This window comes from Bradyrhizobium commune (assembly GCF_015624505.1).
GTDB classification, from domain to species: Bacteria; Pseudomonadota; Alphaproteobacteria; order Rhizobiales; family Xanthobacteraceae; genus Bradyrhizobium; species Bradyrhizobium commune.
The window spans coordinates 5,179,524-5,204,057 of sequence record NZ_CP061379.1 but is presented as its reverse complement, the minus strand read 5'-3'; the positions used below and the strand labels follow the sequence as shown (position 1 = coordinate 5,204,057).

General features: G+C 62.3%; 14 protein-coding genes. 12 read left to right on the top strand and 2 right to left on the bottom strand.

The features are described 5' to 3' along the window. Positions 1-57 precede the first annotated feature (57 nt). Entirely contained in the window at positions 58-4,260 is a 4,203-nt protein-coding gene (locus IC761_RS24530) for an nSTAND1 domain-containing NTPase (protein WP_195799239.1), read from the bottom strand. Positions 4,261-4,849: 589 nt separating this feature from the next. On the opposite strand from IC761_RS24530, the gene IC761_RS24525 reads away from it, so the two are divergent. The 12 genes from IC761_RS24525 to IC761_RS24470 all read left to right on the top strand — a co-directional run bounded on the left by IC761_RS24525 (position 4,850) and on the right by IC761_RS24470 (position 22,241). Beyond that, positions 4,850-8,122 (top strand): transglutaminase family protein, encoded by a 3,273-nt coding sequence (locus IC761_RS24525; RefSeq protein WP_195799238.1) that lies wholly within the window; start codon positions 4,850-4,852, stop codon positions 8,120-8,122. Between the two features lie 27 nt (positions 8,123-8,149). After that, a complete protein-coding gene (locus IC761_RS24520) occupies positions 8,150-10,675 on the top strand; it encodes a circularly permuted type 2 ATP-grasp protein (RefSeq protein WP_195799237.1) in 2,526 nt (841 codons plus the stop codon). Continuing rightward, the gene (locus IC761_RS24515) at positions 10,672-11,550 is read left to right on the top strand and encodes a transglutaminase family protein (protein ID WP_195799236.1); all 879 of its coding nucleotides are present in this window, start codon (positions 10,672-10,674) and stop codon (positions 11,548-11,550) included. The genes IC761_RS24520 and IC761_RS24515 overlap by 4 nt, the downstream gene beginning before the upstream one ends. Positions 11,551-11,710: 160 nt before the next feature. Further along, positions 11,711-12,385 carry a formyltransferase family protein gene (locus IC761_RS24510; RefSeq protein ID WP_195799235.1) on the top strand — a complete coding sequence of 225 codons (675 nt, stop codon included), beginning with the start codon at positions 11,711-11,713 and terminating at the stop codon, positions 12,383-12,385. Continuing rightward, a complete protein-coding gene (locus IC761_RS24505) occupies positions 12,382-14,022 on the top strand; it encodes a tetratricopeptide repeat protein (RefSeq protein ID WP_195799234.1) in 1,641 nt (546 codons plus the stop codon). Before IC761_RS24510 ends, IC761_RS24505 begins: the two co-directional genes overlap by 4 nt. A 245-nt stretch (positions 14,023-14,267) precedes the next feature. Then, the gene (locus IC761_RS24500; RefSeq protein ID WP_195799232.1) at positions 14,268-15,095 is read left to right on the top strand and encodes an HD domain-containing protein; all 828 of its coding nucleotides are present in this window, start codon (positions 14,268-14,270) and stop codon (positions 15,093-15,095) included. Positions 15,096-15,137: 42 nt separating this feature from the next. Continuing rightward, on the top strand, positions 15,138-16,034 hold the full coding sequence (locus IC761_RS24495) for an alpha/beta fold hydrolase (protein ID WP_195799230.1): 897 nt from the start codon (positions 15,138-15,140) through the stop codon (positions 16,032-16,034). A 152-nt stretch (positions 16,035-16,186) separates the two neighbouring features. Further along, positions 16,187-16,762, top strand: coding sequence for an HdeD family acid-resistance protein (locus IC761_RS24490; protein WP_195799228.1), 576 nt, complete (start codon positions 16,187-16,189; stop codon positions 16,760-16,762). A 123-nt stretch (positions 16,763-16,885) separates the two neighbouring features. Then, complete coding sequence (locus tag IC761_RS24485; protein WP_195799226.1) at positions 16,886-18,097, top strand: ABC transporter substrate-binding protein; 1,212 nt, start codon at positions 16,886-16,888, stop codon at positions 18,095-18,097. A gap of 197 nt (positions 18,098-18,294) precedes the next feature. Then, complete coding sequence (locus IC761_RS24480; protein ID WP_195799224.1) at positions 18,295-19,527, top strand: acyl-CoA dehydrogenase family protein; 1,233 nt, start codon at positions 18,295-18,297, stop codon at positions 19,525-19,527. 61 nt (positions 19,528-19,588) lie between these two features. Beyond that, positions 19,589-20,563, top strand: a complete 975-nt coding sequence (locus tag IC761_RS24475) for an ABC transporter substrate-binding protein (RefSeq protein WP_195799222.1) — start codon at positions 19,589-19,591, stop codon at positions 20,561-20,563. Positions 20,564-20,900: 337 nt separating this feature from the next. After that, positions 20,901-22,241, top strand: coding sequence for an outer membrane protein (locus IC761_RS24470; protein ID WP_195799221.1), 1,341 nt, complete (start codon positions 20,901-20,903; stop codon positions 22,239-22,241). A 457-nt stretch (positions 22,242-22,698) separates the two neighbouring features. Here the strand turns inward: IC761_RS24470 and IC761_RS24465 are convergent, their stop codons facing one another. Then, positions 22,699-24,435: a methyl-accepting chemotaxis protein gene (locus IC761_RS24465; protein WP_195799220.1), complete on the bottom strand. Its 1,737-nt coding sequence runs from the start codon at positions 24,433-24,435 to the stop codon at positions 22,699-22,701. Positions 24,436-24,534: the final 99 nt, after the last annotated feature.

Here is a 24,534-nt window from a genome sequence, read left to right as displayed (position 1 = left end):
CACCACAAATGGACTTCAAGAAGTTAACCCCATCCTCGTAAGGTTGATCGCTAAATCCTAGTGCAAAGGTCTATATGTTCTCTCCGAAGACTGCTTTCCTTGCAGAGGAGATTCCATATCGATGGCGTTGTCTGTTTGAAGCCATTGCGCGATCGACCATGTATCGATTTTGCCAGAGATTCGTCGTGCATCAGGATTTTCTGCAATCGCTTCCACGATCATCGTGCGCGAACTGCCATAGACATTGGGGGATTTAAGAGCGGTTGCTAGTGATCTCAGTCGCTCATTCCAAGGCAATTTTCGATCCACAGCCACCAGCAAGGTCGCCAAAGGTGTATTTGGCTGCTCATCAATCAAGCCCAACAGCTTTTCAGAAAATTGCCGAGCCACCTCAACATCCATGTTAGGCGCGACGGTCACGGTAGCCTGCGCCAGCGCTCCAATCTGCCACCATTGTTTTGTTTCGCTCATCAATTTGTATAAGGAATAAATTGTATCTTTGACGTCGCTAGCTCTCATGCGGGGCGCAAGCTTACTGAATGCGTCGGCTAGTCCAGTTGCTTGGTCGGACCGGTCACGTCCTCTGATCAACGTAACTGCCGAAATGGCCTGAGCATGCGCTTCGGTCTCATCCAAGACAGGAGCCAAAGCGGCAATGGCTCGACTCAACAAACTACATTGTGCTGTGCCCTGCGCTCTTGAAAAGGACTCGACAATTGCTTTGTTCAGTGCAGCAGCCGCCTCGGGTGTCAGATGTGGCGAAATCACCTCAGATATATCAGCAGCCCGCCGAAAGCTTTCATAATCGCTGCGAATTGTAGGCAGAGACCGCGTGAGAAAATACGCAGCGGCGCCTGAAATTTTGTCTCTCTTCACAAACGATCTATCCACGATGTTGGCAATCACATATGGTCGGAGGTAGCTATTTGAGTTCGCGGCACGATAGATATTGCGCGAAATGCTATCTGCTAGCACCTCGCGATCGCGATCGCTCAAAGATCGCCCAACCACAAGAAACGCATCCATCAGCAAGCCGACCGCATCGCCATTTGTCTGCATTAAGTCTGTCAGCGGCTTAGTAAGCCAACGAACGTTATTTTCATCGAGCTGTTGAGCAATTGAAAGAAGAAACAGCAGCCGGTCTCTGTCAGACGCAGTTTCTGCTGTGCGGATAATATTGGATTCCACACTAGCTTTTCCGGATTCTTCCAGGTGCGCGTATACGCTGGCGAGGATTTTGGCATATCCGTCTCTTTGATATCCGTCATGACTCTTCGCGGCTTCAACCAACGACTTCGCCATAATCGCAAGCTCATCTGTACTGAGTCTTAGGCTAAGTGCGATAACTGAGTCTGCTAAAACCGCGACAGTCCAATAGTCTTGAGTTTCGTTGATGGCAGCCAAATTGCTGTCGGCAAGCTTTCTCACAGCGGCTGAATTCAATGATGGAATTATAAGGGAAAACCCTTTCTGTAAGTTCTGCTTGATGTAGGTCGTGCCCTCCTGGTCGATGGCAGAAATCGCAGATTCAGCAACTGTATAGGCCCCGTCTTCGCTTAGCAGAGGTCTAACGATTTCCAGATCGGAAAAGAGGGCTTTGTTTGTCTCTCCCACTCTCAGTCCGTCAATAACCGCGAGAGCCAAGGCACGAGCGTCTGCGATGTGCGCGGGCAAGCCTGCGACGGAGAGCATTCGACTCAGTGTGCCAAGTTTGTAGACCTCGTTTGTCTGCGATAGCGCGGACATAATCGACTCGATCAAGCTGCTTGAATTTATTGGGGTAAGTTGTGACTTTAGCAATTCGAGCACTTCTTCAAGTGCACGATGTTGATCGTAATCAAGAGTTGAATTTACACCGTTGATGGCTCGTATTGCCTGTGACTTTAAGAATTCTTGGGACGTCAGTTTTGGCGTAAGCGTTCTAGCAAACACTCTAAGGCTTGTGAGTTGGTCTCCATCAGTAACCGCAAGAACCGACGAAATGACCTGAGCTTCCAACCGTTCGCTATCTTGTTCGCTTATCAGCAACGAGAGTGAGTCAAACATTCGATTTAGCGAGGAGCCCAGAGAGCTTTTTAGTGTGATTGCATTTACGATCTGCTGCATGAGGAAAGCCGGATTCTGAGCCCCAACTTGCTTCACGAAGGTGTCGAACGCCTCTTGCAGTACCGGCACTTGATTGTTGTCGGCAGTTATTGTTGCTTCTACCAATGCGCCTGTGTCCAGCGGGACAGGATTTCCGAGCTGGCGGGCGATCGATATCGTGCCAATCTCGATGACACCGTATCGCTGCTTATTTTTCAGAAATTCGACGACCGTTGGCTCGAGCTTTCGCCGCGCAATGAGATTAGTTGGGACAAGCGCTTGGGTGACCAACTCAGGGCTGCGCAGTAGACGCACTGCGTACTCGGGAGTCGTCATCATCTGGCGAACGAACTCCAATCTGACATTTGGATCGGGTTCGCTTGCCAGCATCCATGCGGCGTCTCGTTCCTGATCGCTGATCCCGTCGATGAATTCAAATTTCACCCAAATTTCTTGAGCTCGCTTCCGCACCGCCTCTTCATAGCGAAAGTGCTTGATCTGGAATATCCCGACCGCTGTTGCGACCAGAACGGCTGCTAAAGGCACAAGTCGAAGAAGACTTGCTAGCGCATAGAGTTGCTGCTGGCCATAGCGAACGTTGCCACGCAAGCGTTCCCAAGCAAGTCGAACTTGCACGGAGGCTGGAAGCAACGCGCGCCAGCGATTTGCAGACGTCCCGGCATTTTCGAATGACTTTGAACCGTCCTCAAGAACGTAGCGCCACTTATTCGCACGCCGCTCGGCAGCAGCAACTCCGCGAGTGAGATAGTCGTGGTCGAGACGATAGACTTCAGTGTTCTTGTCGGGATCACTTTCGGCTCGAATTAACTCACCACGCTCTAGTTCCGTTAGGACGACCTCCAACTTTGCTAGCGTTTTAGTATCTTCATGAACAGCATTGCATTTTTTTGCGAGGAGGGCCTTCGAGCGGGAGCGCGTCTTGGACGCATTGATAGGATCGATCAAGTCAACCAGCATCGGTAGAATCAGGCTGCTTTCCAGTCCAGACTTCCGTGCGGCGCCAGCGATTTGGCGCTCGACATACAGAGCCTCTATGCCGCTGGCACCTCCCGCTTTGTCGTATTCGGCTACACTCAGAGATTTGAGGCCTTGGATACCTCGAAGCATAGTGTTGAGTTGCTGAGGTAGCACAACATCTTGCTGCGAGACGTCCCGTACAATTCGTTCTTGGAGCTTATTCCAGCCGGCTTCCGGCTCAGCTATCACGGGGGCGTCTGGTTTTCCTCTTGTTATGCTATTTATAAGTTCTGCGATATACGGTGTAGGGACTCGATCAAGTCGCAAGGCCTCAACAGGCCCCAGAAATTGTACCGAGCTGAAGCCGCCGGCAGTATCGCTGCGTGTTACGAAAAGACACTTCACTTTCTCTGCTTCGAGCAAGCGAGCAATCATTTCCCAGAATCGATTCTGCCGACGCAACGTAGTTGGGTCGATCCAAGTTTTTTGCTTCAGAAACCGATCTCGGTTACGAGCCTGGTAGTCGTCAAACTGATCAAAAATGATGAGGGCCGTTTTCGCTCTCAAATCGTGCAGGGATGCGAGCCAATTTTCGATATCGGTCGAAGAAGCGAAGAGATTGGACTTCTTATCGTTTAGGTCACTAGATTGACCGAGGCTTGCATTGTTCCTCAGTGCGATCATTAGCGCCTGCATGGGCCCACGCTCCCATTGGTCGACCCAAAGGTCTGGCAACAAGAGCGGAACGATTAAATCACTGCCTTTTAACCTCGGTAACAAACCGCTCCTAATCAAGGCCGATTTTCCTGATCCGGATTCGCCCTCCAAAAATGTGATTTGCTTAAAGAGGCATTGCTGCAGAAGGATCTCGGTATCGTCGGTCCGCCCAACAAGGTGGTCTACGTTGTCTCGATCTAGCCGAAAGGCATCTGGCTTCAAAAGCTTGGAGCTGCGGGATCTCCACTTTATAATCAGCCAAATTGATAACGCGAAGAATGCAGAATAGATGAGCCCAAAAATTAACGGAGGCGTCCCTCTAATATCTACTGCTAAAGCCGCGAGTTTCTTGAAAAGATCTGTTGCTCCACCCACAATTGCTACTAGGGCGCTTACGATGGCGCTGACCAACAGGAGGAGTTTTTCTGTTCTCTCGGATATCATTGGATCTGAACAAAATGTAGCGACCAGGAATGCCACGAAGCGCTTCCTAGCGGCGTTCAATAACGCTCATCGACGGGGCGCCGATAAACAAAAGATCTTGCGTCCGTAGCAGGATTTGCCCGCTTGAGAAAATTGCAGGAAATTTACCGTGACGCAACTGCAACTAGAGAAAATCTACGGTTAGACCATATCCCCTTGTTGCGTCCTTTCCATATGGGAGCAACGCAATCCGAGTCGTGCGGTTTGGCGAAACACGTGACAGCAGATGTCGGTAATCCGAATCTGTGGAGCAAATGTGAGGGCGCATTTTGGTCGAAACTGGCGCAGATTCGAGCCATCAATATACCTCCTCTCCTTGCGGGAGAGGGTGGCTTCGCAAAGCGAAGCCGGGTGAGGAGTCTCCGTCCTCACGAACGGTCTGGCAAGTGGAGAGAACCCCTCATCTAGCGCTTCGCGCCACCTTCTTCCGCAGAGGGAGCCGGAGGGGAGCGTTAGCCAGCGCACCAGACAAGTCCTACAACCGCTCGGCCCGCACCTTGCATAGGCACGGTCTGCCCGTTGTTAGTGCTTGATCGCGATCACGTCAGGTGTTCTGCTCAAAAAAGCTGCTGGAGCACCGTAACCCGTGTCGATCTACGTCGCATTACACCACGTCACGCACTACAAATACGACCGTCCGATCGATCTTGGCCCGCAGACCATCCGCCTGCGGCCGGCGCCGCATACGCGGACGCCGATCCTGAGCTATTCGCTCAAGGTCACCCCGGCCAATCATTTCGTGAATTGGCAGCAGGACCCGCAGGGCAATTGGCTGGCCCGCTACGTCTTCCCGGAGAAGACCACGGAGCTGAAGTTCGAGGTCGATTTCACGACGCAGATGACCGTGGTCAACCCGTTCGACTTCTTCGTCGAGCCCTATGCGGACAGCTTCCCGTTCGAATACACCAAAGACCTGAAGACGGAGCTCGCCCCTTATCTCGAGACCATCAAGGCCGATCGCCTGTTCGCGAAATTTCTCGACTCGATCCCGCACGAAGCCCCGAACACCGTCAACTTCCTGGTCGATCTCAATCGCGAGCTTCAGAAGCACGTCCGTTACATCATCCGCATGGAGCCCGGCGTGCAGACGCCGGAGGAGACGCTGTCCTCCGGTGCCGGCTCGTGCCGCGACTCTGCATGGCTCCTGATCCAGACGCTGCGTCATCTCGGCCTCGCGGCCCGCTTCGTCTCCGGCTATCTGATCCAGATCCGTCCCGACATCGATCCGATCGAGGGACCGCCCGAGGTGGAGAACGATTTTACGGATCTGCACGCCTGGGCCGAGGTCTATCTGCCCGGCGCAGGCTGGATCGGCTTCGACGCGACCTCCGGCATGCTGGCAGGCGAGGGGCACATCCCCGTCGCGGCCACGCCGCATTATCGCTCCGCCGCGCCGATCTCCGGCGGCGCCGGCTTTGCCGAGGTCGAGTTCGCGTTCGATATGAGCGTGAAGCGTATCCGCGAGGCGCCGCGCATCACAAAACCGTTCTCGGACGAATCCTGGACGCGGCTCAACGATCTCGGCGAGCAGGTCGACGGCGATCTCACGGCCCAGGACGTGCGGCTCACCATGGGCGGCGAGCCGACCTTCGTCTCGGTCGACGATCTCGAGGCGGCGGAGTGGAATACGGAAGCTGTCGGTCCGACCAAGCGCGCACTCGCCGACGATCTGATCCGCCGCCTGCGCTCGCGCTTCGGGTCGGGCGGATTGCTGCATTTCGGCCAGGGCAAATGGTATCCCGGCGAGAGCCTGCCGCGCTGGGCCTTCGGTCTCTATTGGCGCAAGGACGGCGTGCCGATCTGGAAGAACGCCGACCTCATCGCCAAGATCGAAAATCCGCGGCCAGCGCAGGCGAAGGATGCCGACACCTTCATGGAGGGTGCGGCGTTGCGGCTCGGGCTCGACCCCGGCTACATCATGCCGGCCTATGAGGACACTGCCTATTGGCTCCACAAGGAGGCCGAGCTTCCCGTCGACGTCGATCCGTCCGACTCCAAATTATCCAACCCGGAAGAACGCGCGCGGATGGCGCGGGTGTTCGACCAGGGTCTCAACACGCCGCGCGGCTTCGTGCTGCCGGTGCAGCGCTGGAACGCGCCACCTCGCTGGCGCAGCGAGCGCTGGCAACTCCGGCGCAATCATCTGTTCCTGATGCCTGGCGATTCACCGCTCGGCCTGCGCCTGCCGCTCGACTCGCTCGGCCACGTCCCGCCCAATCAATATCCTTACATCGTCGAGCAGGATCCGATGGAGGCGCGCGGCAAGCTGCCGGTGTTCAGTCTCCCCGCGCGCCCGGAATCGCCGCCGCCGCGGGTGGCGCCCGAGCAGCTCAACACGTCCGTCCCCGTCCGTACTGCGCTGTCGGTCGAGGTCCGCGACGGCGTGATCTGCGCCTTCATGCCGCCGGTCGAGCGCATCGAGGACTACCTCGAAATGATCGCGGCGCTCGAAGCCACGGCCGAGGAGATGCAGCTCCAGGTCCATGTCGAGGGTTATCCGCCACCGTTCGATCCGCGCATCGAGGTCATCAAGGTGACGCCCGATCCCGGCGTCATCGAGGTCAACATCCAGCCGGCCAAGAATTGGCGCGACGCGGTCGACATCACCTCGGGTCTCTATGAGGATGCGGGCAAGGTGCGCCTCGGCGCCAACCGATTCCTGGTCGACGGCCGCCATACCGGAACCGGCGGCGGCAATCACGTCGTCATCGGCGGCTCCAGCCCGCAGGATTCGCCGTTCCTGCGCCGGCCCGATCTGTTGAAGAGCCTGGTGCTGTACTGGCAGCGGCATCCGTCGCTATCCTACTTCTTCTCGGGCCTCTTCATCGGTCCGACCAGTCAGGCGCCGCGCATCGACGAAGCCCGCCACGACAGCATCTACGAGCTCGAGATCGCGCTCTCGCACGTGCCGCCGCCGGGCTACCAGACGCCACTGTGGCTGGTCGACCGGCTGTTCCGGCATCTGCTCGTTGACATCACCGGCAACACCCACCGCGCCGAGATCTGCATCGACAAGCTCTATTCGCCGGACGGCACCACGGGGCGACTCGGTCTGGTCGAATTCCGCGCGCTCGAAATGCCGCCGGATCCGCGCATGTCGCTGGCGCAGCAGCTCCTGATCCGCGCGCTGATCGCAAAATTCTGGCGCGAGCCGCAACAGGGCAAGTTCGTGCGCTGGGGCACGGCGCTGCATGACCGCTTCATGCTGCCGCATTTCATCTGGGAAGATTTTCTGGACGTGCTCTCCGAGCTGAAGAAGTCCGGCTATCCGTTCGAGCCGGAATGGTACCTGGCCCAGCTCGAATTCCGCTTCCCCGCCTTCGGTCGCGTCCACCACGGCGGCGTGACGCTGGAGCTACGGCAGGCTTTGGAACCCTGGCATGTGCTCGGCGAGGAAGGCTCGGCCGGCGGCACCGTGCGCTATGTCGATTCTTCGGTCGAGCGCCTTCAGGTCAAAGCGGAGGGCTTCGTCGAGGGTCGCCATATCGTGACCTGCAACGGTCGTCGTCTGCCGATGACCTCGACCGGCCGCTCGGCGGAGGCCGTGGCCGGCGTCCGCTTCAAGGCCTGGCAGCCGGCCTCCGGCCTGCACCCGACCATTCCGGTTCACGCGCCGCTGACCTTTGACCTCATCGACACCTGGAACGGCCGTTCGCTCGGCGGCTTCGTCTACCACGTCGCCCATCCCGGCGGGCGCAGCTACGACACCAAGCCCGTCAACACCTATGAGGCCGAGGCGCGGCGTCTGGCGCGCTTCCAGGACCATGGCCATACGCCGGGTCCGATGCAGCCGCCGCCGGAGGAACGCACAAATGAATTTCCGCTGACCCTCGACTTGCGAACCCCGCTCCTGCAATGAGTATGATGGCGGGGGAGGGAGAGGCCCATGGGCGAGGGCGCAGTCGAAGAGGACGACCAGGCGGGTAAGGCGCAAGGACAGCGTGAAGGCCAGCGCCGGATCGCGCAATGGGTCCGCGACTATAGCCGCCTGCCCGGCATTCCCGACGAGTTCCTAGGGCCCGACGGCAAGCCGCGCGCGGTCTGGAGCCGCTTCTTCGATGCCTTCGGCGCGCTCGCGCCGGACGAGATCGAGCGGCGGTTCGCCATGGCCGACCGCCATCTGCGCGAGGCCGGCGTCACCTACCGGGCGCCCGGCGATAGCCAGGACCGGCCCTGGTCAATCAGCCATTTGCCGCTCTTGATCGACGAGGCCGACTGGAAGCAGCTCTCCGCCGGCATCACCCAGCGCGCCGAGCTGCTCGAGCGCGTGCTTCGCGACATCTATGGCGAGGGCAAGCTCGTCGCCGACGGCGCGTTGCCGGCGGCCGCGATCGCCGGCAGCCCCGAATATCTCCGTCCGGTCTGCGGCGTGCCGCCGCCGGGCGGTCGCTACCTCTCGCTCTATGCCGCCGATGTCGGCCGCGGGCCCGATGGCCGCTGGTGGGTGCTCGGCGACCGCACGCAGGCCCCATCCGGCGCGGGCTATGCGCTCGAGAACCGCCTGGTGCTGTCGCGCGCCTTCTCCGATCTCTACAAGTCGATGAACGTGCCGCGCGTCGCGCCGTTCTTCGAGGCGTTCCGCGACAGTCTGCGCGCGCGCGCCGACCGCGACGAGCCGCGGATCGGCGTGCTCACCCCCGGCAGTTTCAGCGAGACCTATTTCGAGCACGCAACGCTGGCACGCTATCTCGGCTTCCTGCTGGTCGAGGGCGACGATCTCGCCGTCAGCGACAACCGCGTCCATATCCGCACCGTGGCGGGCCTGAAGCGGCTCGACGTGCTGCTGCGCCGTGTCGATTCCAATTCGCTCGATCCGCTCGAGCTCGATGCGTCCTCGCATCTTGGTGTGCCCGGCCTGATCGACGTGCTGCGCAAGGACGGCGTCGTCGTCGCCAACATGCCGGGCTCCGGCGTGCTGGAGGCGAGGGCGCTGCTCGGTTTCCTGCCGGCGCTCAGCCGCCGCCTGCTTGGCGAAGAATTGAAGATGCCGCACATCGCGACCTGGTGGTGCGGCCAGCGCGCAGCGCGCGACGAGGTGCTGTCTCGCCTCGATGACGTCGCGATCGAAGGCGCCTACCGCCGCGGCGTTCCAGGCTTCGAGCGCAACGGCCCGGTGCTTGCGAGCGAGCTCGATGCAGCCGGGCGCCAGCGTCTCGTTGATGCCATCGGCGCACGCGGCATGGATTATGTCGGTCAGGAGGTGGTGCGGCTCTCGACCATGCCGGTGTGGGAGCAGGGGCAGATCTCACCGCGCCCCTTCGTGCTGCGCGTGTTCGCGGCCGCCACGCCCGATGGCTGGGCCATCATGCCCGGCGGCTTCTGCCGGATCGCCGAACAGGCCGATGCGCGCGCTGTGTCGATGGGCGACGGCGCGCGCGCCGCCGACGTCTGGGTCGTCTCGGGCAAGCAGGTTTCGACCGCATCGCTGCTGCCGGCGACCGACAAGGTGCGCATCCGCCGCATTGCCGGCGTCTTGCCGAGCCGTGCGGCCGACAATCTGTACTGGCTCGGCCGCTATCTCGAGCGCGCCGAGGCGACGCTGCGGCTGGTGCGCGCGCTGGGTTCGCCGAGCGGCCCCAACAAGGGCACCGCGGCCTCGATGCAATCGGCCGAACGCATCCAGCGCCTGCTGGTCGCCTGGGGCGCGATCTCGCAAACCTCGCGCGCGGCACCTGGACGCATTGTCGCCGAAGCGTTGCAGAGCGCGGAGCGTTTCGGCTCGGCACTGTCGCTGGTACGTGCGGCCCAGCGCACGGCGACCTCCTTGCGCGAGCGGTTGTCGCCCGACGCCTGGCAGGTCATCACCGAGATGGCAGATCGGCTCTCTTACGAAGTCGAGGACGACGACAGCGTGCTGAGCGCGGCCGAGCTGACCTTGCAGGAGCTCGCGAGCTTTGCGGGGCTGGCGCAGGAGAACATGAACCGCGCCGCCGGCTGGCGCTTCCTCGACATCGGCCGCCGCGCCGAGCGCGCCATCAACACCACGCGCTTTGCGCGCCAGTTCGCCTATGACGAGGCCGGCGACGAGGATCTCGATATCCTGCTGACGCTGGTGGATTCCCAGATCACCTACCGCTCGCGCTATCTGCTGGCGCCGATCCTTGCGCCGGTGCGCGATCTCGCGGTGCTCGACAGCTACAATCCGCGTTCGGTCGCATTCCAGGTCGCGACCTTGAACGAGCACATCGCCGCGCTGCCGAGCCTGAAGGAGCACGGCCTGATCGAGCGGCCGCAGCGGCTCGCGGTCGCGGTGCAGGCGATGCTCGCAACCGCCGAGGCCGAGAAGCTCGAGGTCAAGACGCTGTTCTCGCTGGAGCAGGATTTGCTCAGCCTCGCCGAGGCAATCGGGTCGCACTACTTTCCGCATGGCCCCAATGCCAGCCGGCCGGAAAAGCTGACGGGGCTGGCGTGATCTACGACATAAAACACGTCACCACCTACGAATATGAGAGCCCGGTCAGCTTCGCCCGCTGCACGTTGCGGCTGGAGCCGAAGAGCGGCAACGGTCAGGAGCTGATCTCGCACAGCCTCGAGATCCGCCCGCGTCCGGCCGAGCGCAATGTCCGCCGCGATTTCTTCGGCACGCTCACCGACAGCGTGGTGATCGAGGCCGCGCATCGCAGCTTGCGGATCGATTCCAATTCGCGCGTCTCGGTCGTACGCAAGCCGCCGGCGCGAGATGCCATGAGCCCGCCCTGGGAGAGCATCCGCGACATCGCGTTCGAGGCCACGAGCCTCGGGCCGTCTTCGCCGGTCGGCTATGTCTTTGCGAGTCCGCTGGTGCCGGTGCTGCGGCCCGTCAGTGCCTATGCGGCGATGAGCTTTGCGCCGGGTGCCGGCATCCTCGCCGGCGCGGTCGATCTGATGCACCGCATCCGCACTGAATTCCGCTACGATCCCAAGGCCACTGTGATCTCGACACCGCTCAACGAGGTCTTCGACAAGCGCCATGGCGTCTGCCAGGACTTTGCCCATGTGATGATCGCGGGCCTGCGCGGGCTCGGGCTGCCCGCAGCCTATGTCAGCGGCTATTTGCGCACCATTCCGCCGCAGGGCCAGCCGCGGCTGCAGGGCGCTGACGCCACCCATGCCTGGGTCTCGCTGTGGTGCGGCGCGGAGCTCGGCTGGGTCGATCTCGATCCGACCAATGATCTCCTCGTCGCCAACGACCACATCGTGCTCGCAGTTGCGCGGGACTTCTCCGATGTCTCCCCGGTCGACGGCATCATCGTCGGCTCGCCGAAGCAGAAGCTTGGCGTCGCTGTGGACGTGCTGCTGGTGGAATGATCCGTAGTTTCACTGTGCGGCGCTGTGAACGAATGCGTTCAAGCGCAATAAATTTGTTTCGGTGTGTTTCCCGGATGCGACGAACGTCCGTCCGTTAAGACGCTGTTAACGCTGCGCCGCGACATTTTGGCTCACTTTCATCCTTGCTGAAGCCGAAGCCATGGTCGAGGGCCTTGTATTGCTGACGGATGCCGCCGAGCAGCTGGCGCTGTCGCGGATCCTGCGAAGTTTCCGGCCGGATCAGGCGATCTGGCCGGTGGCGGGCATCGATGAGCTTCGCCGCGTCGAGACGGCGGTCCTGCGCAACGCCCGGCTGGTCGCCTTCGCGTCCAGCGTCATCGTGCCCGCCGACCTGCTCGCGAACGTTGGCCATGGCGCCTACAATTTCCATCCGGGGCCGCCGAACTATCCGGGCTGGGCGCCGGCCCATTTCGCGCTCTACGACCGCGCGGACACGTTCGGCGTGACCTTTCACGCCATGGCGGAGCGGGTCGATTCCGGCACCATCCTCGACGTGGTGTCATTCCCGATTCCGCACGCCTGCACGCTGATGGGGCTCGGCGAGCTCGCCTATGCGTATCTGCTGCAATTGTTCGAAGTGTGGGCCGAACCATTGGCGCGGGAGCCGTCGCTGGTGGCGCGGTGCACGCTGCCATGGAGCGGTCGCACCAATACGCGCCGCCGCTACAGGGACGCCTGCGACATCCCGCTGGACATTTCCAGCGACGAGCTGTGGCGCCGCATGCAGGCCTTCGGCGGCAATCATTACGGCATCTCGCCTGCGATCAATCTGCACGGCGTCACCTTCACGGCGACGCCTCCGGAGGGCACATGATTTCACCATCGGCGGCCCTCGCAGTGCCGGCCACCGGCGCGCCGAGCCTATCTGACCTGTTGAGCGCGGGGCGCGAGCATTACCGGCGCGGTGAAATCAGGTCCGCGATCGCGATCTTCCAGGCCGGGCTCGCACTTGCGGCGACCGTCTCGATCGGCGTGGCGGCCAGCAGCGTCGCGGCCGATCTTCACGCCGCACTCGCCAATGCCTTCATGCTCTGCGACGACATTGCGTCAGCGGCTGAGAACTACAAGGCCGCACTTCGCCTTGCGCCGCATCTCGTCGCCTGCTGGTGCAATCTCGGCATCGTGCATCAGCGCTCCGGCATGACGCAGGACGCGATTGCGCTCTACCTCGAGGCGCTCAGGCGCAATCCGGCGCACCGGCCGTCGCGGACCAACCTGGTCCAGGCGCTGGTCGCAACCCGGCAGTTCACGATCGCGAGGACGCTCCTGCTCGAGCTGCTCGAGGAGACGCCCGACGATGCCGAGCTGCGCAGCGGGCTTGGCAAGATCTGCTTCGAGCTCGGCGACAGCGGCGAGGCGATCGCGCAGTTCGAGCGCGCCGTTGCGCTCGCGCCCGCCCAGTCCGAGAACATCTACTGGATCGGTGCGATCCGCCAGGCGCGGGGCGAGCTGGAGGCGGCACGGGCCGCCTACGCCCGCGCCGCGCAAGTGCATCCGATCCTGCTTAGGCCCGCGGTCAAATCGCCGCCGGCGTTCCGGGTGCTGGCCTTGTTTGCGCCCTTCGTCGGCAACACGCCGGTCGAGTTTCTGTTCAAGGATTGCGGCTACGAGACCAGCATCCTGTCGCTGCTGCCCGGAGCCGCGCCGGATCTCGGCCTGCTCGCGCGTGAGACCGATGTCGTCGTCAACCTCGTCTCCGACGCCGACCAGGGCGCGACGGTGCTTCCGCTTGCGACCGCAATTGCGCGACGCCTCGGCAAGCCGATCGTCAACGATCCCGAGAAGATCTTGCGCACGACCCGCGATGCGACCGCGCTGGCGCTCGCCGGCATCGACGGCTGCCGCGTGCCGCACACGGTCCGGATCGCGGCCGGTGAGGCGCTGCCTGCGAGCCTCGACCTTGCCTTTCCGCTGCTGGCCCGCCAGGCCGGAATGCATGGCGGCGACGTCTTCGAGAAGTTCGAGGATGCCGCGGCGCTCGACGCCTTCCTCGCCGCGCAGGTCGACCACGACCGCTATGTCATCGACTATATCGACTATCGCTCGGCCGACGGCTTCTTCCGCAAGTACAGATTCCTGTTCGTGGGCGAGGAGATCCTGCCCTATCATCTGGCGATCGGCGACGGCTGGAAGCTGCATCGCGACAGCACCGAGATGGTACGCCATGTCTGGATGCAGGACGAGGAAGAGCACTTTTTGCGTGCGCCCGAAGAGGTGTTCGACGCGGCCCACTATGATGCGTTGCGCCTGATCCGCGACCGCATCGGTCTCGATTATTTCGGCATCGATTGTGGGCTCGACCGCGACGGCGACCTCGTCGTGTTCGAGGTCAACGCGTCCATGCTGGTGCACGACCAGAATCCGGAGTTTCCTTACAAGGACCTGTATATCCGGAAGATCAAGCTCGCGTTCGACGCCATGCTTGGCCGCTTCGCGCGGACCATCCCGTAAAATTCCGGTAAAGTGAATTCGTTGCCGACCTCAACAGTCGCGCCGGTCCCCGCATGTCTCGCCGCGGGGCGCACCGAACTGTGATCGCAACCGTGATGTTGCGCGGCGGGACGGCAACATATTTCCGTATTTTCGTTTCGGGATTTGGCCAGCCGGCCCGGATTGGGCTATGCTGAGCTTGTGTCGAGGGCGAGAATGAGACGTCGGGAGTTGGCGGGGCACCACCGACAAACGGGGCTGCATCGATGATCACGTTACCGAGACTGGCGGCCGAATCCCTGGAGAAATTGCTGGGTTCGTTCATGCGCCGTCGGTACGGCGATGCTGCGGCAAACGTCGTCGAGAGCGCCACCCGTACCACGATGGAATGCATCGGCAACAGCGACGCGCTCTATCACAATATCGAGCACACGATGCTGGTGACCCTGGCGGGTCATTCCATCCTCAGCGGCCGATATCTCCATACCCATTTGGAGGCGGAGGACTACGTTCATGTCCTCATTGCCTGTCTTGCGCACGACATCGGCTATGTCCGCGGTCTGTTCGAGGAGGACGACGAGGACGGTTTCGTGATCGATGCGGCCGGCACCAAGGTCTCGTTGCAGCGTGGCGCGTCGGATGCCAGTCTGATGATGTATCACGTCGACCGCTCGAAGCTCTATGTGCGGCGGCGGCTGCGGCACATTGCGGGGCTCGATCCGGAACGCATTGCGGCCGCCATCGAGGGGACGCGCTTCCCGGCCCGGGAAGGCCAGGATTACGACGCGGATGCCGCGACCCTGCGCGCCGCCGACTTCATCGGGCAGCTCGGCGATCCCAATTATCTGCGCAAGGCCAACGCGCTCTATTACGAGTTCGAGGAGGTCGGCATGAACCGGCAGCTCGGTTACGACTCGCCGGCCGACATCGTGAATCGCTATCCGCAATTCTACTGGAATAGCGTCGCACCCCACATCCAGACCGAGATCGGCTATCTCAACAAGACCGAGATTGGCCGGCAATGGATCGCCAATCTCTACAGCAACGTGTTTCGCGCCGAACGCGAGATCTCGCTGTCCGGGCCGCAGAAGTAGCCGCCGGATCGGCGCTACATCGCACAAGTCCGTGAATGAACCATGCAACAAAAAACCATCACCACGGACGTCCTCGACATCGCCTATCTCGAGGACGGCGCGCCGGACGGCTGGCCCTGCATCATGGGCCACGGCTTTCCCTATGACGTGAATGCCTATGCCGAGGCAGCATTGATCCTCGCGCAGGCCGGCGCGCGGGTGCTGGTGCCGTGGCTGCGCGGTTATGGTCCGACGCGGTTTCGCTTTGCCGAGACGCTCCGCTCCGGCGAGCAGGCGGCGCTGGGCGCGGATCTCCTCGCCTTCATGGATGCGCTCGGCATCGAACGTGCGGTCGTCGGCGGCTATGATTGGGGCGGACGCGCGGCCTGCGTCGTCTCGGTGCTCCATCCTGAGCGCGTCGTCGGGCTCGTCTCCGGCAACTCCTACAACATCCAGAACATCGCCAGATCGATGGAGCCGGCCTCGCCACCGGAAGAGGCGGCGCTGTGGTATCAATATCTCTTCCACAACGAGCGCGGCCGCCGCGCGCTGGAGCGCAATCGGCGCGGCTTTGCCCGCCAGCTCTGGGCGATGTGGTCGCCGACATGGGCGTTCGACGATGCCACGTTCGAGACGAGCGCAGCGTCGTTCGACAACCCAGATTTCGTCGATGTGGTGATCCACTCCTATCGCCACCGCTATGCGCTGGTCACGGGCGATCCCGCCTATGCTGCGATCGAGGCGAAGCTCGCGGGCCAGCCGCCGGTCCGCGTCCCCACCATCGCGATCGACGGCGACAGCGACGGCGTCAATCCCGGCACCGCCCATCATGCGAAGAAGTTCGAGGGATTTTTCGAGCGGCGCGTCTTCGCGGGCGCCGGCCACAATCTTCCGCAGGAGCGGCCGGCCGAATGGGCGCAGGCCGTGCTCGATGTGCGCACGGCGGCCGGACCGGCCTGATTTCAGAAGCAATCAAGGACACGTTGCACCGCATTCGAGCTTGATTTGCGTCAATACGGGCGCCCCGGAGGCTGCTCTGCTGGCTGTCGTTCCGGCACGGCTCGTGGTATCCTGAGCTGCGCTCTGGGGCTTCGCATGCAGGAGTAGCCGTCATGACAAGCGCATCAGATACCTCTCACAATTTGGGCCTGGGTTCGGGCATCGCGGCGTTGCACGCCAAATGGGGCTGGATCGTCGCCCTCGGCGTCGTCTATCTCATTGCCGGTTTCGTCGCGCTCGGCAGCGTCGTGATGGCGACCGTGGCGAGCGTGATCGTGGTCGGCGCCATGATGATCGTCGCTGGTGCAGTCGAAATCATCAGCGCGTTCCAGATGAAGAGCTGGGGCAAGTTCCTGATCTGGGCGTTGCTCGGCGTGCTCTATGTTATCGCGGGCTTTCTGGTCTTCGACAATCCGCTATTCGCGGCAGTGCTGCTGACGCTGTTCCTCGGTGCTTCATTGATCGCCTCCGGCGCCGTCAGGCTGTTCCTCGCCTTCAGCATGAAACGCGAAAGCCCATGGGTATGGGTGGCGCTGTCGGGCGCGATCACGCTGCTGCTTGGTTTGCTGATCGTCGCGCGCTGGCCGGTCAACAGCGTCTACATCCTCGGCCTGTTCCTCGGCATCGACCTCATCATGGCGGGCGCCGGCTGGATCAGCCTGGGCTTCAGCCTGAAGCAGCGGCGCTAGCCACCAGCAACTCGACGCAAGACCATGTTGCGGAACTCCGCTGAGCTGACGCGCTGACAAAAAGCAGCACGCCGCACCTGCGCTCGACGCCGCGCGCGGACGACAAAGCCCCGGGGAGAAACCATGAGAGCCGCCTTGGCCCTGGCCGCAGCGCTCGCTGCCGCCTGCCTGTCCACGCCCGCATCCGCGCAAAAATCCTATGGTCCCGGCATCACGGACGCCGAGATCAAGATCGGCAACACCATGCCCTATAGCGGGCCGGCCTCGCCGCTCGGCATCACCGGGCGCGTGCTCGCGGCCTATTTCGACGAGATCAACGAGAAGGGCGGGGTCAACGGCCGCAAGCTCAATCTGCTCTCGCTGGACGACGCGTTCTCGCCGCCCAAGACCATGGAAGCGGCGCGGCGGCTGGTGGAGGGCGACGGCGTCGCCTTCATCTTCGCGACCATGGGTACGGCGCCGAGCTCGGCGATCGCAAAATATCTCAACAGCAACAAGGTACCGCAGCTGTTCCTGATCAGCTCGGCTTCGAAGTGGAACGACCCCGCCAACATGCCCTGGTCGATGGCACTGCCCTGGGCGCCGAACTACACCAGCGAGGCCGCGATCGACGTTGCCTATGCCCGCGCCAAGAACCCCAATGCGCGCTTCGCGGTGCTCTACCAGAACGACGACGCCGGCAAGGAATATTTCCGCGGTGTCAAGGAAGCGCTCGGCGCCGATGCCGACAAGGCGCTGGCGATGGCCTCGAGCTTCGAGGTCACCGATCCCACCGTCGATTCCCAGGTGCTGACGCTGGCCAACACCAAGGCCGACGTCTTTATGATTTACTCAGTGACGCCGCGCGCCTGCGCGCAGGCGATCCGCAAGGCCTACGAGGTCGGCTGGCAGCCGACACGCTTCCTCGCTTCGGGCTGCGCCAACAAGGCGACCGTGATGGCGCCGGCCGGCCTCGATGCCGGCAAGGGCGTGCTGTCGCTCGGCTCGCTGAAACCGTTCACGGCCGAACCGAAGGACGATCCGGCGATGTCGGCCTATATCGACTTCATGAAGCGCCGCCTGCCGAACGCCGACATCAACAATGTCGCCGCGCTCTACGGCTACACGGTTGCCGAGGCGCTGGTGGTGGTGCTGAAGCAGTGCAAGGACAATCTGACGCGCGAGAACATCATGGCGCAGGCCTCCAACCTGAAGAGCGTGCCGTTGTCGCTGCTCTTGCCCGGCATCACGCTCAACACCACACCGCAGGATTTCCGCCCGATCAAGGACGGCTATATGCTCCAGTTCGACGGCAGCGACTGGGTCGTGGCGAGCGAGCTGTTGCGCGGCACGTGAGGGGCGGGGCGAGCGGCCACGGAGGCGGTGCACCCTCTCCCCCTTGTGGGAGAGGGTGGATCGCCGCAAAGCGGCGAGCCGGGTGAGGGGTATCTCTCCGCGAGTCCAACTCTCATTTGGACGAGTGGAGAGATACCCCTCATCCGGCGCTTCGCGCCACCTTCTCCCACAAGGGGAGAAGGGAACAGGAGACCACCATGGACTTTCAACACTCCGCACGTTCGCTGGAGCTCCAGGAGCGCGTCCGCCAGTTCATGCGGATGCATGTCGAGCCGGTCGAGGAGCTCTATTACGAGCAGGTGAAACCGGAAGCGACCCGCTACAAGGCGCCGGCCGTGTTGCAGGACCTGAAGCGGCTGGCGCGGGAGCAGGGGTTGTGGAACCTGTTTCTCTCCGGCGAGCACGGCCCAGATCCTACCAGTCCAGGCCTCACCAATCTCGAATATGCGCCCGTGAAGGAGATCATGGGCCGCATCCTCTGGGCGCCCGAGGTGTTCAACTGCTCGGCGCCCGATGTCGGCAACATGGAGGTGCTCGCCAATTACGGCACGCCAGCACAGCAGGAGCGCTGGCTGACGCCGCTGCTGGAGGGCCGCATCCGCTCCGGCTTCTCCATGACCGAGCCGCAGGTCGCCTCCAGCGATGCCACCAACATCCAATGCGAGATCAAGCGTGACGGCAACGACTACGTCGTCAACGGCCGCAAATGGTTCACCTCCGGCGCAATGAACGAGGATTGCGAGATCCTGATCGTGATGGGCAAGACCGCGCCCGACGATCCCGATCGCCACCGCCAGCAATCCATGATCCTGGTGCCGAAGAACACACCCGGCGTCCGCATCGTCCGCGACATGCTGACTTACGGCTATGACGACGCGCCGGTTGGCCATCCCGAGATCGTCTACGACAACGTCCGCGTGCCCGCCGAGAACATCCTGCTCGGCGAAGGCCGCGGCTTCGAGATCGCGCAAGGGCGGCTCGGCCCCGGCCGCATCCATCATTGCATGCGGCTGATCGGCTGCGCCCAGCGCGCACTCGAACTGATGTGCCAGCGCTCGGTCTCGCGCACAGCCTTCGGCAAGCCGCTGGCAGAGCAGGGCTCGGTGCGCGAGGACATCGCGCACTCCTTCTGCGAGATCGCGCAGGCGCGGCTGTTGACGCTGCAAGCCGCCGACAAGATGGACCGCGACGGCAACAAGGCCGCGCGCGACCTGATCGCCGCAGCCAAGATCGTGGTCCCCAGCATGGCCGCGCGCGTGATCGACCGCGCCATCCAGATCCACGGCGCCGCCGGCGTCTCGCAGGACACGTTCCTCGCGCGGGCCTACGTCTACGCCCGCTTCATCCGCATCGGCGACGGGCCGGACCAGGTGCATCTGGCAGCCGTCGGCAAGGAGCTGATCAAGCGCGGCGGCGTGATGGCGGGATAGGCGTTCCATTCGCGAATTGCTGCTGTTACCGTAACGTCCTCTAATGTGAAGGGCGGCGGCAATGAGACGGCGTGAACTGGTTGGCCTGCTTGGCACCCTGGCAGCCGTTCCCCTCATGGTTCGAGCCCAACAGCCGAAGGCGCTTCCTCGTGTCGCCTATCTTGACGGCCGCCCGACCAATGCCTGGGTCGCAGGATTGCTCGAAGGCTTGAACAGCCTTGGATATGTCGATGGCAAGAACGTCAGATTGATCCGAAAGGAAGTTGCGATCTCGACGATCGACGCCACGAGGCAGGCCATCTTGGAGATTGCCGATCAGGTTGATGTGCTCGTTGTCGGTGGCACCGTCGGGGGCGTGGCAGCCAAGTCCGCGACATCGACGATTCCCGTCGTGTTCATTTCGGTCGGCGCTCCCGTCGATATCGGGCTCGTCAAAAGTCTTGCCCACCCGGGCGGCAACATCACGGGCGTGTCATTCGAGGCAACGTCGGAAACCTACGCCAAGCGGCTGCAGATCCTGAAGGAGATCATGCCGAAAGCATCGCGTGTCGCCGTCCTGGGTGCAAAAGATGATCCGAACGTTCGATTTGCGATGGCATCCCTGACAGAATCGGCCTCTGCCATGCAGGTCACGCTCACGACCTTTTCGCTGCCGTCGAAGGAAGATCTGCCGGCCGTCTTCGACGATATGAAGCGAGGCGGGATGGAGGCGCTGCTCGTCGTCGCCGGCGGGATGACCTATGGAAGCAGCCAGACGATCGCCGATTTGGCGCTCGCGAACCGCCTGCCGTCGCTCCACGGATTCAGGGAAACGGTGGCTGCCGGGGGATTGATCAGTCTTGGTCCGGACCTGGTTGCGCTGGCGAGACAGAGTGCGCATCTGGTCGACAAGATCATCAAAGGCGAGAAGCCTGCGGACATTCCCGTCGAACAGCCAGAACGCTACACCATGGCTATCAACCTCAAGACGGCCCAGGTTCTTGGCCTGACGATTCCCCCCGCGCTGCTCGCTCGCGCCGACGAGGTGATCGAATAGTCTTGTCTGCGCCTATCCGCGCCTCATCGCTTTGGCGATTGGCCCGATCAGGTGTATTTCGCCGCCGCCGGCAATGAGCTGATCAAGCGCGTCGAGGTGATGGCACGGTAGGGCCATTACACTCGGATAGCGAGTATCCCTGGAGATATTCGCTGATGGATGTGCTGGAAGCGCGCCAGTTCGCCTCCTGATCCGGCTCGGGCATGTTGCGTCATAGAGACACTCGGAAACAAACCTGCCTTCATGTCGTGGCATCTACCAGCGGGCCTGTTGACTGCCGGCCCAGCCCGGCCTTGGCTTCCCCTTTATTTATTTCAGTTCTGGTTGGGGGGCAGCCATGCTGGATTGTTTTGCGGTTGCGCGCGGCTTGTTGATCGCAAGCTTTGTCGTTCTCATAAGTGCGAATGCGAGGGCGCAGGATGTGCCCCAGAATCAAGTCAGCGTTGAGGGAACGGATTACGGCAGCGTCTTCGACCGCGGTCAGGCAGCGTCAGAACGGGCGCACCTCGCTTTGCTCAAGATTGCCATCGCGCATTGTGACAAAGGCGAATACGAGCTGGCCTCGGCGTACCTTTGGGGCGACTATCTCGATGCAAAGGCGCGATACGAGAAATTCCAGCAGGGGCGTACCTTCGGTAAGAAACTCCGCAGCGGTGTGTGGGGCGGCCAGGATGTTTTCGCCCGGCTGGACGCGCGATTGAAGCACGACGTGGACGAGGCGCTGAAGATCTACAACCAGCGCCCGCCTTTCCAATGTGCCGTGCCGCAGCCTCCTCCGCCACCTCCGCCACCGCCGAACGCCGGCGGGGGAACCCCGGCGCCGCCCGAAACCCCGCCGGTCATCTCGAAAGCGCAGCGCGTCGCTGAGAACGGGGAAAAGGTGCTCAGCACCTTTAGCGGTTGCATACCGCCGGCTCTGGCAAAATCATGGATTTCGCTGCTGTTCAGTCAGGAACTCGCGGTGATCAAGTTCTCCAAGGACAACCGCTCGATTCTTGACAACGACCCTCTCATTCAACGGCTCGACAATTTGCTGAAGGAATTCGATCGGCGGAAATGTGTGCCGCCGGAACAGCCGAAGCAAGTCGGCGGCGGCTTTTACGAACGGCCGGGTTCGGGGACCGGCGGCTATCGCACGCCGGGCATGTCGCCTGATGGCAGCTCGGGTGTCCGGTTCTTCGTCAGCGTGGAAGGAGGATTTACCGGGGCCCAGGCACACTACGACGAGCTGAGCATCGATCCTCGCAGCTTTATCGGTGGCGGCTCTGTGGGCGTACGGGTCGCGCAGCCAAACAATATGTTCGTCGGCGCGCAAGTGAGCGTGCTGGGCACCGATCTGACCAAGGAAGCCGTTCCAGGCTTCAGCGTTGGATTGCGGTGGGGTGTGCCGGTCGACATCCTGATCGGAACGACATTCCAGAACGGTTCTATGCCAGTCTCGGTGTATGGGTTTGCCGGTCCGATGTGGGGCCGGACCCGTGTGTCGTCTGCGGGGGTGACCGACTATTTCACCCTGGTCGGCCCGACTGCGGGTATCGGTGTCGATGTTCAGCTCAACCAGAACTGGTCGGTCGGTGCGAAGGCCCGCGCCTTCACGCTCGGTGCCAGCGACCGCGGGTCCGAAGGGCAGCATGTGCAAGGTGGGTCTCTCACCTTCAGCGTCGGCTATGGATTCTGAGTTTTCGCGTGGATGAAGGGGTTCTCTGCGCGCGCGAGAACCTCGTCATCATCCGTTCAAAATCCGTTGCTAACCTTCCAGTCGACGATTGGTTCGCCGGATGTACGCGGGCTGCATCGCAAGCCTCGGCCCTCGCGCCGGGGCTTTTCGTTGCTTGAAGCACGCGCGGCAGGTTGATGGCGAGGTAGACGACGACCCTCGCGGTCATTCGTCGATCTGGATCAAGGAGAAAATACAATCCCGCCAGCGCAGCTGCGATAGAATCGGGAATGGGAACATCGCTTGCGCCTCTTTCGGGAGAGCCGCCGCCATGATGACATCATGCCAGTGTTTTGCCCGACGAGTCAAATGGCTTCGTAAAATCGGAAAGGCCCGGTGCTGGCAGCCAACTCATTGATAAGGCTGTCACCGCCTACTGTGCATGGGGTTGATTTCGCGCTTCTTGCGAGAGCCGCTCTCACGCGACCTTGGCGGCGCGTCCATCCGCGCCTGATCGCAGGTTCTGGAAGAACGTCTCCACCTCGCGTGACAGCGTCTCGGCCGTCGCCGTCAGGCCGCTCGCGGCCGTCAACACGGAGGATGCCGCGGTATCGGTCTCGCCGATCGCGTCGCGGAGCGAAGTGATGTTGGCGACCAGCGTCTCGTTGCCCTGGGCTGCCGATTGCGCGTTGGACGAGATCTCGCGCGTGGCCTGATCCTGCTGACCGACCGCGCCGGCAATGGCCGAGGTAACCTCGTTGATCTCGCGCACCGCGCCGCCGATCTCGCGCACGGCGTCGACCGCGTTGCGGGTGGACGCCTGGATCAAGGCGACGTTCTCGCTGATCTCGGCGGTCGCCTTCGCGGTCTGCCCGGCAAGCGCCTTCACCTCGTGGGCGACGACGGCAAAGCCGCGACCGGCTTCACCCGCGCGCGCGGCCTCGATGGTGGCGTTGAGCGCGAGCAGATTGGTCTGCTCGGCGATGGTCTGGATCAGGGTCAGCACGCCGTCGATGCGTTGCGTGGCGGCGGCAAGGCTTTCGATCTCGGCGATCGACTTCTCGGTGCGCTGGCCGGTCTGCTCGACTGCGCCTGCGCTCTGACGCACCTGGCGGCCGATCTCTTCCACTGAGGCCGACAGTTCTTCGGCCGCGCCTGCCACCGCCGTGACATTGTGCGAGGCCTGTTCGGTGGCGTTCGCCGCCGTGCCGGCGCGGCTGTTGGCATCCGCGGTAACGCGGGTGATGGTCTGCGCGGTCTCGCGCATGACGGCGGCGTTGTCGCTGAGGCCGCGCATGATCGCGCCGATCGCTTCGCGAAACGCTTCGACGGACTGTTCGATGTGTTGCGCGCGCTGCTCGCGTGCGGCCGAATCCTGCGAGACCTGCGAGGCGAGGTTGCGGTTGCGGCCCATCGCGTCCTGGAACACCTGGATGGCGCGGGCGAGCGCGCCGATCTCGTCGGCGCGGCCGGAGTGCGGCACCACGACATTCTCGGCACCGTCGGCGACCTGCTCGATGGTCGCGGTGATCGCGGCAAGCGGCCGGGCGATCGAGCGGGCAATGATGACGATGCCGATGACGACGAGCGCGAGCGCCACGCCGCCGAGGCAGGTCAGCACGAAGGACAGCGTGCGGTTGGTCTCGGTCTGCTCCGCGATTTGCCTGGCGCGCTCGGCATAGACCTTGGACAGCGCCTCGAGGTCCTTGTTCAGCGCCGAGCGCACCGCGCGGTTGGCGTCGTTGTCGCCCCATTCGCGGCCCGCAGCCGGGCTGATCTCGTTGGCGCGGCGCACCAGCTCTTTACGGAAGTCGACGAACTGCTCGATGCGCTTCTTGAAAGTCGCGAACTGCTCGGCATCGTCGGACTTGACGATGGTCTCCCAGCGCTTCACGACGTCGAGGATCTGCGTGTTGAACTTGAGCAGGCCGTCGCCGAATTTCTTCGCGGCGGCGGGGTCGGTCGACATGTAGACGCCGCGGGATTCCATTACCACGGCATAGACCAGCGAGTTGACGCGCTCGACGTTGAGCGCTGCCGCATTCGCCGTCTCGATCGCGACGGTCAGCTCGGCGCCGCGGCGGCTGTTGTAGTCGGACAGCATCGCAATTGCGGCGGTGAGCAGCGCAAACAGCGCGAAGATCGCGTAGAGCTTGGTCGCAAGCGAGAAGCGGCCAGCCAGAGCGGCGGCATTCCCAGGTCGGTCTGATGTCATGGTGTTCGGGCCCGAATGGCCGGGAGCGGCCTGTAGCGCGCGGTCCTGTAAAATTGTTGCAAAACTATGCAGAATGAAGATGGACGCGGCGTTAACGCG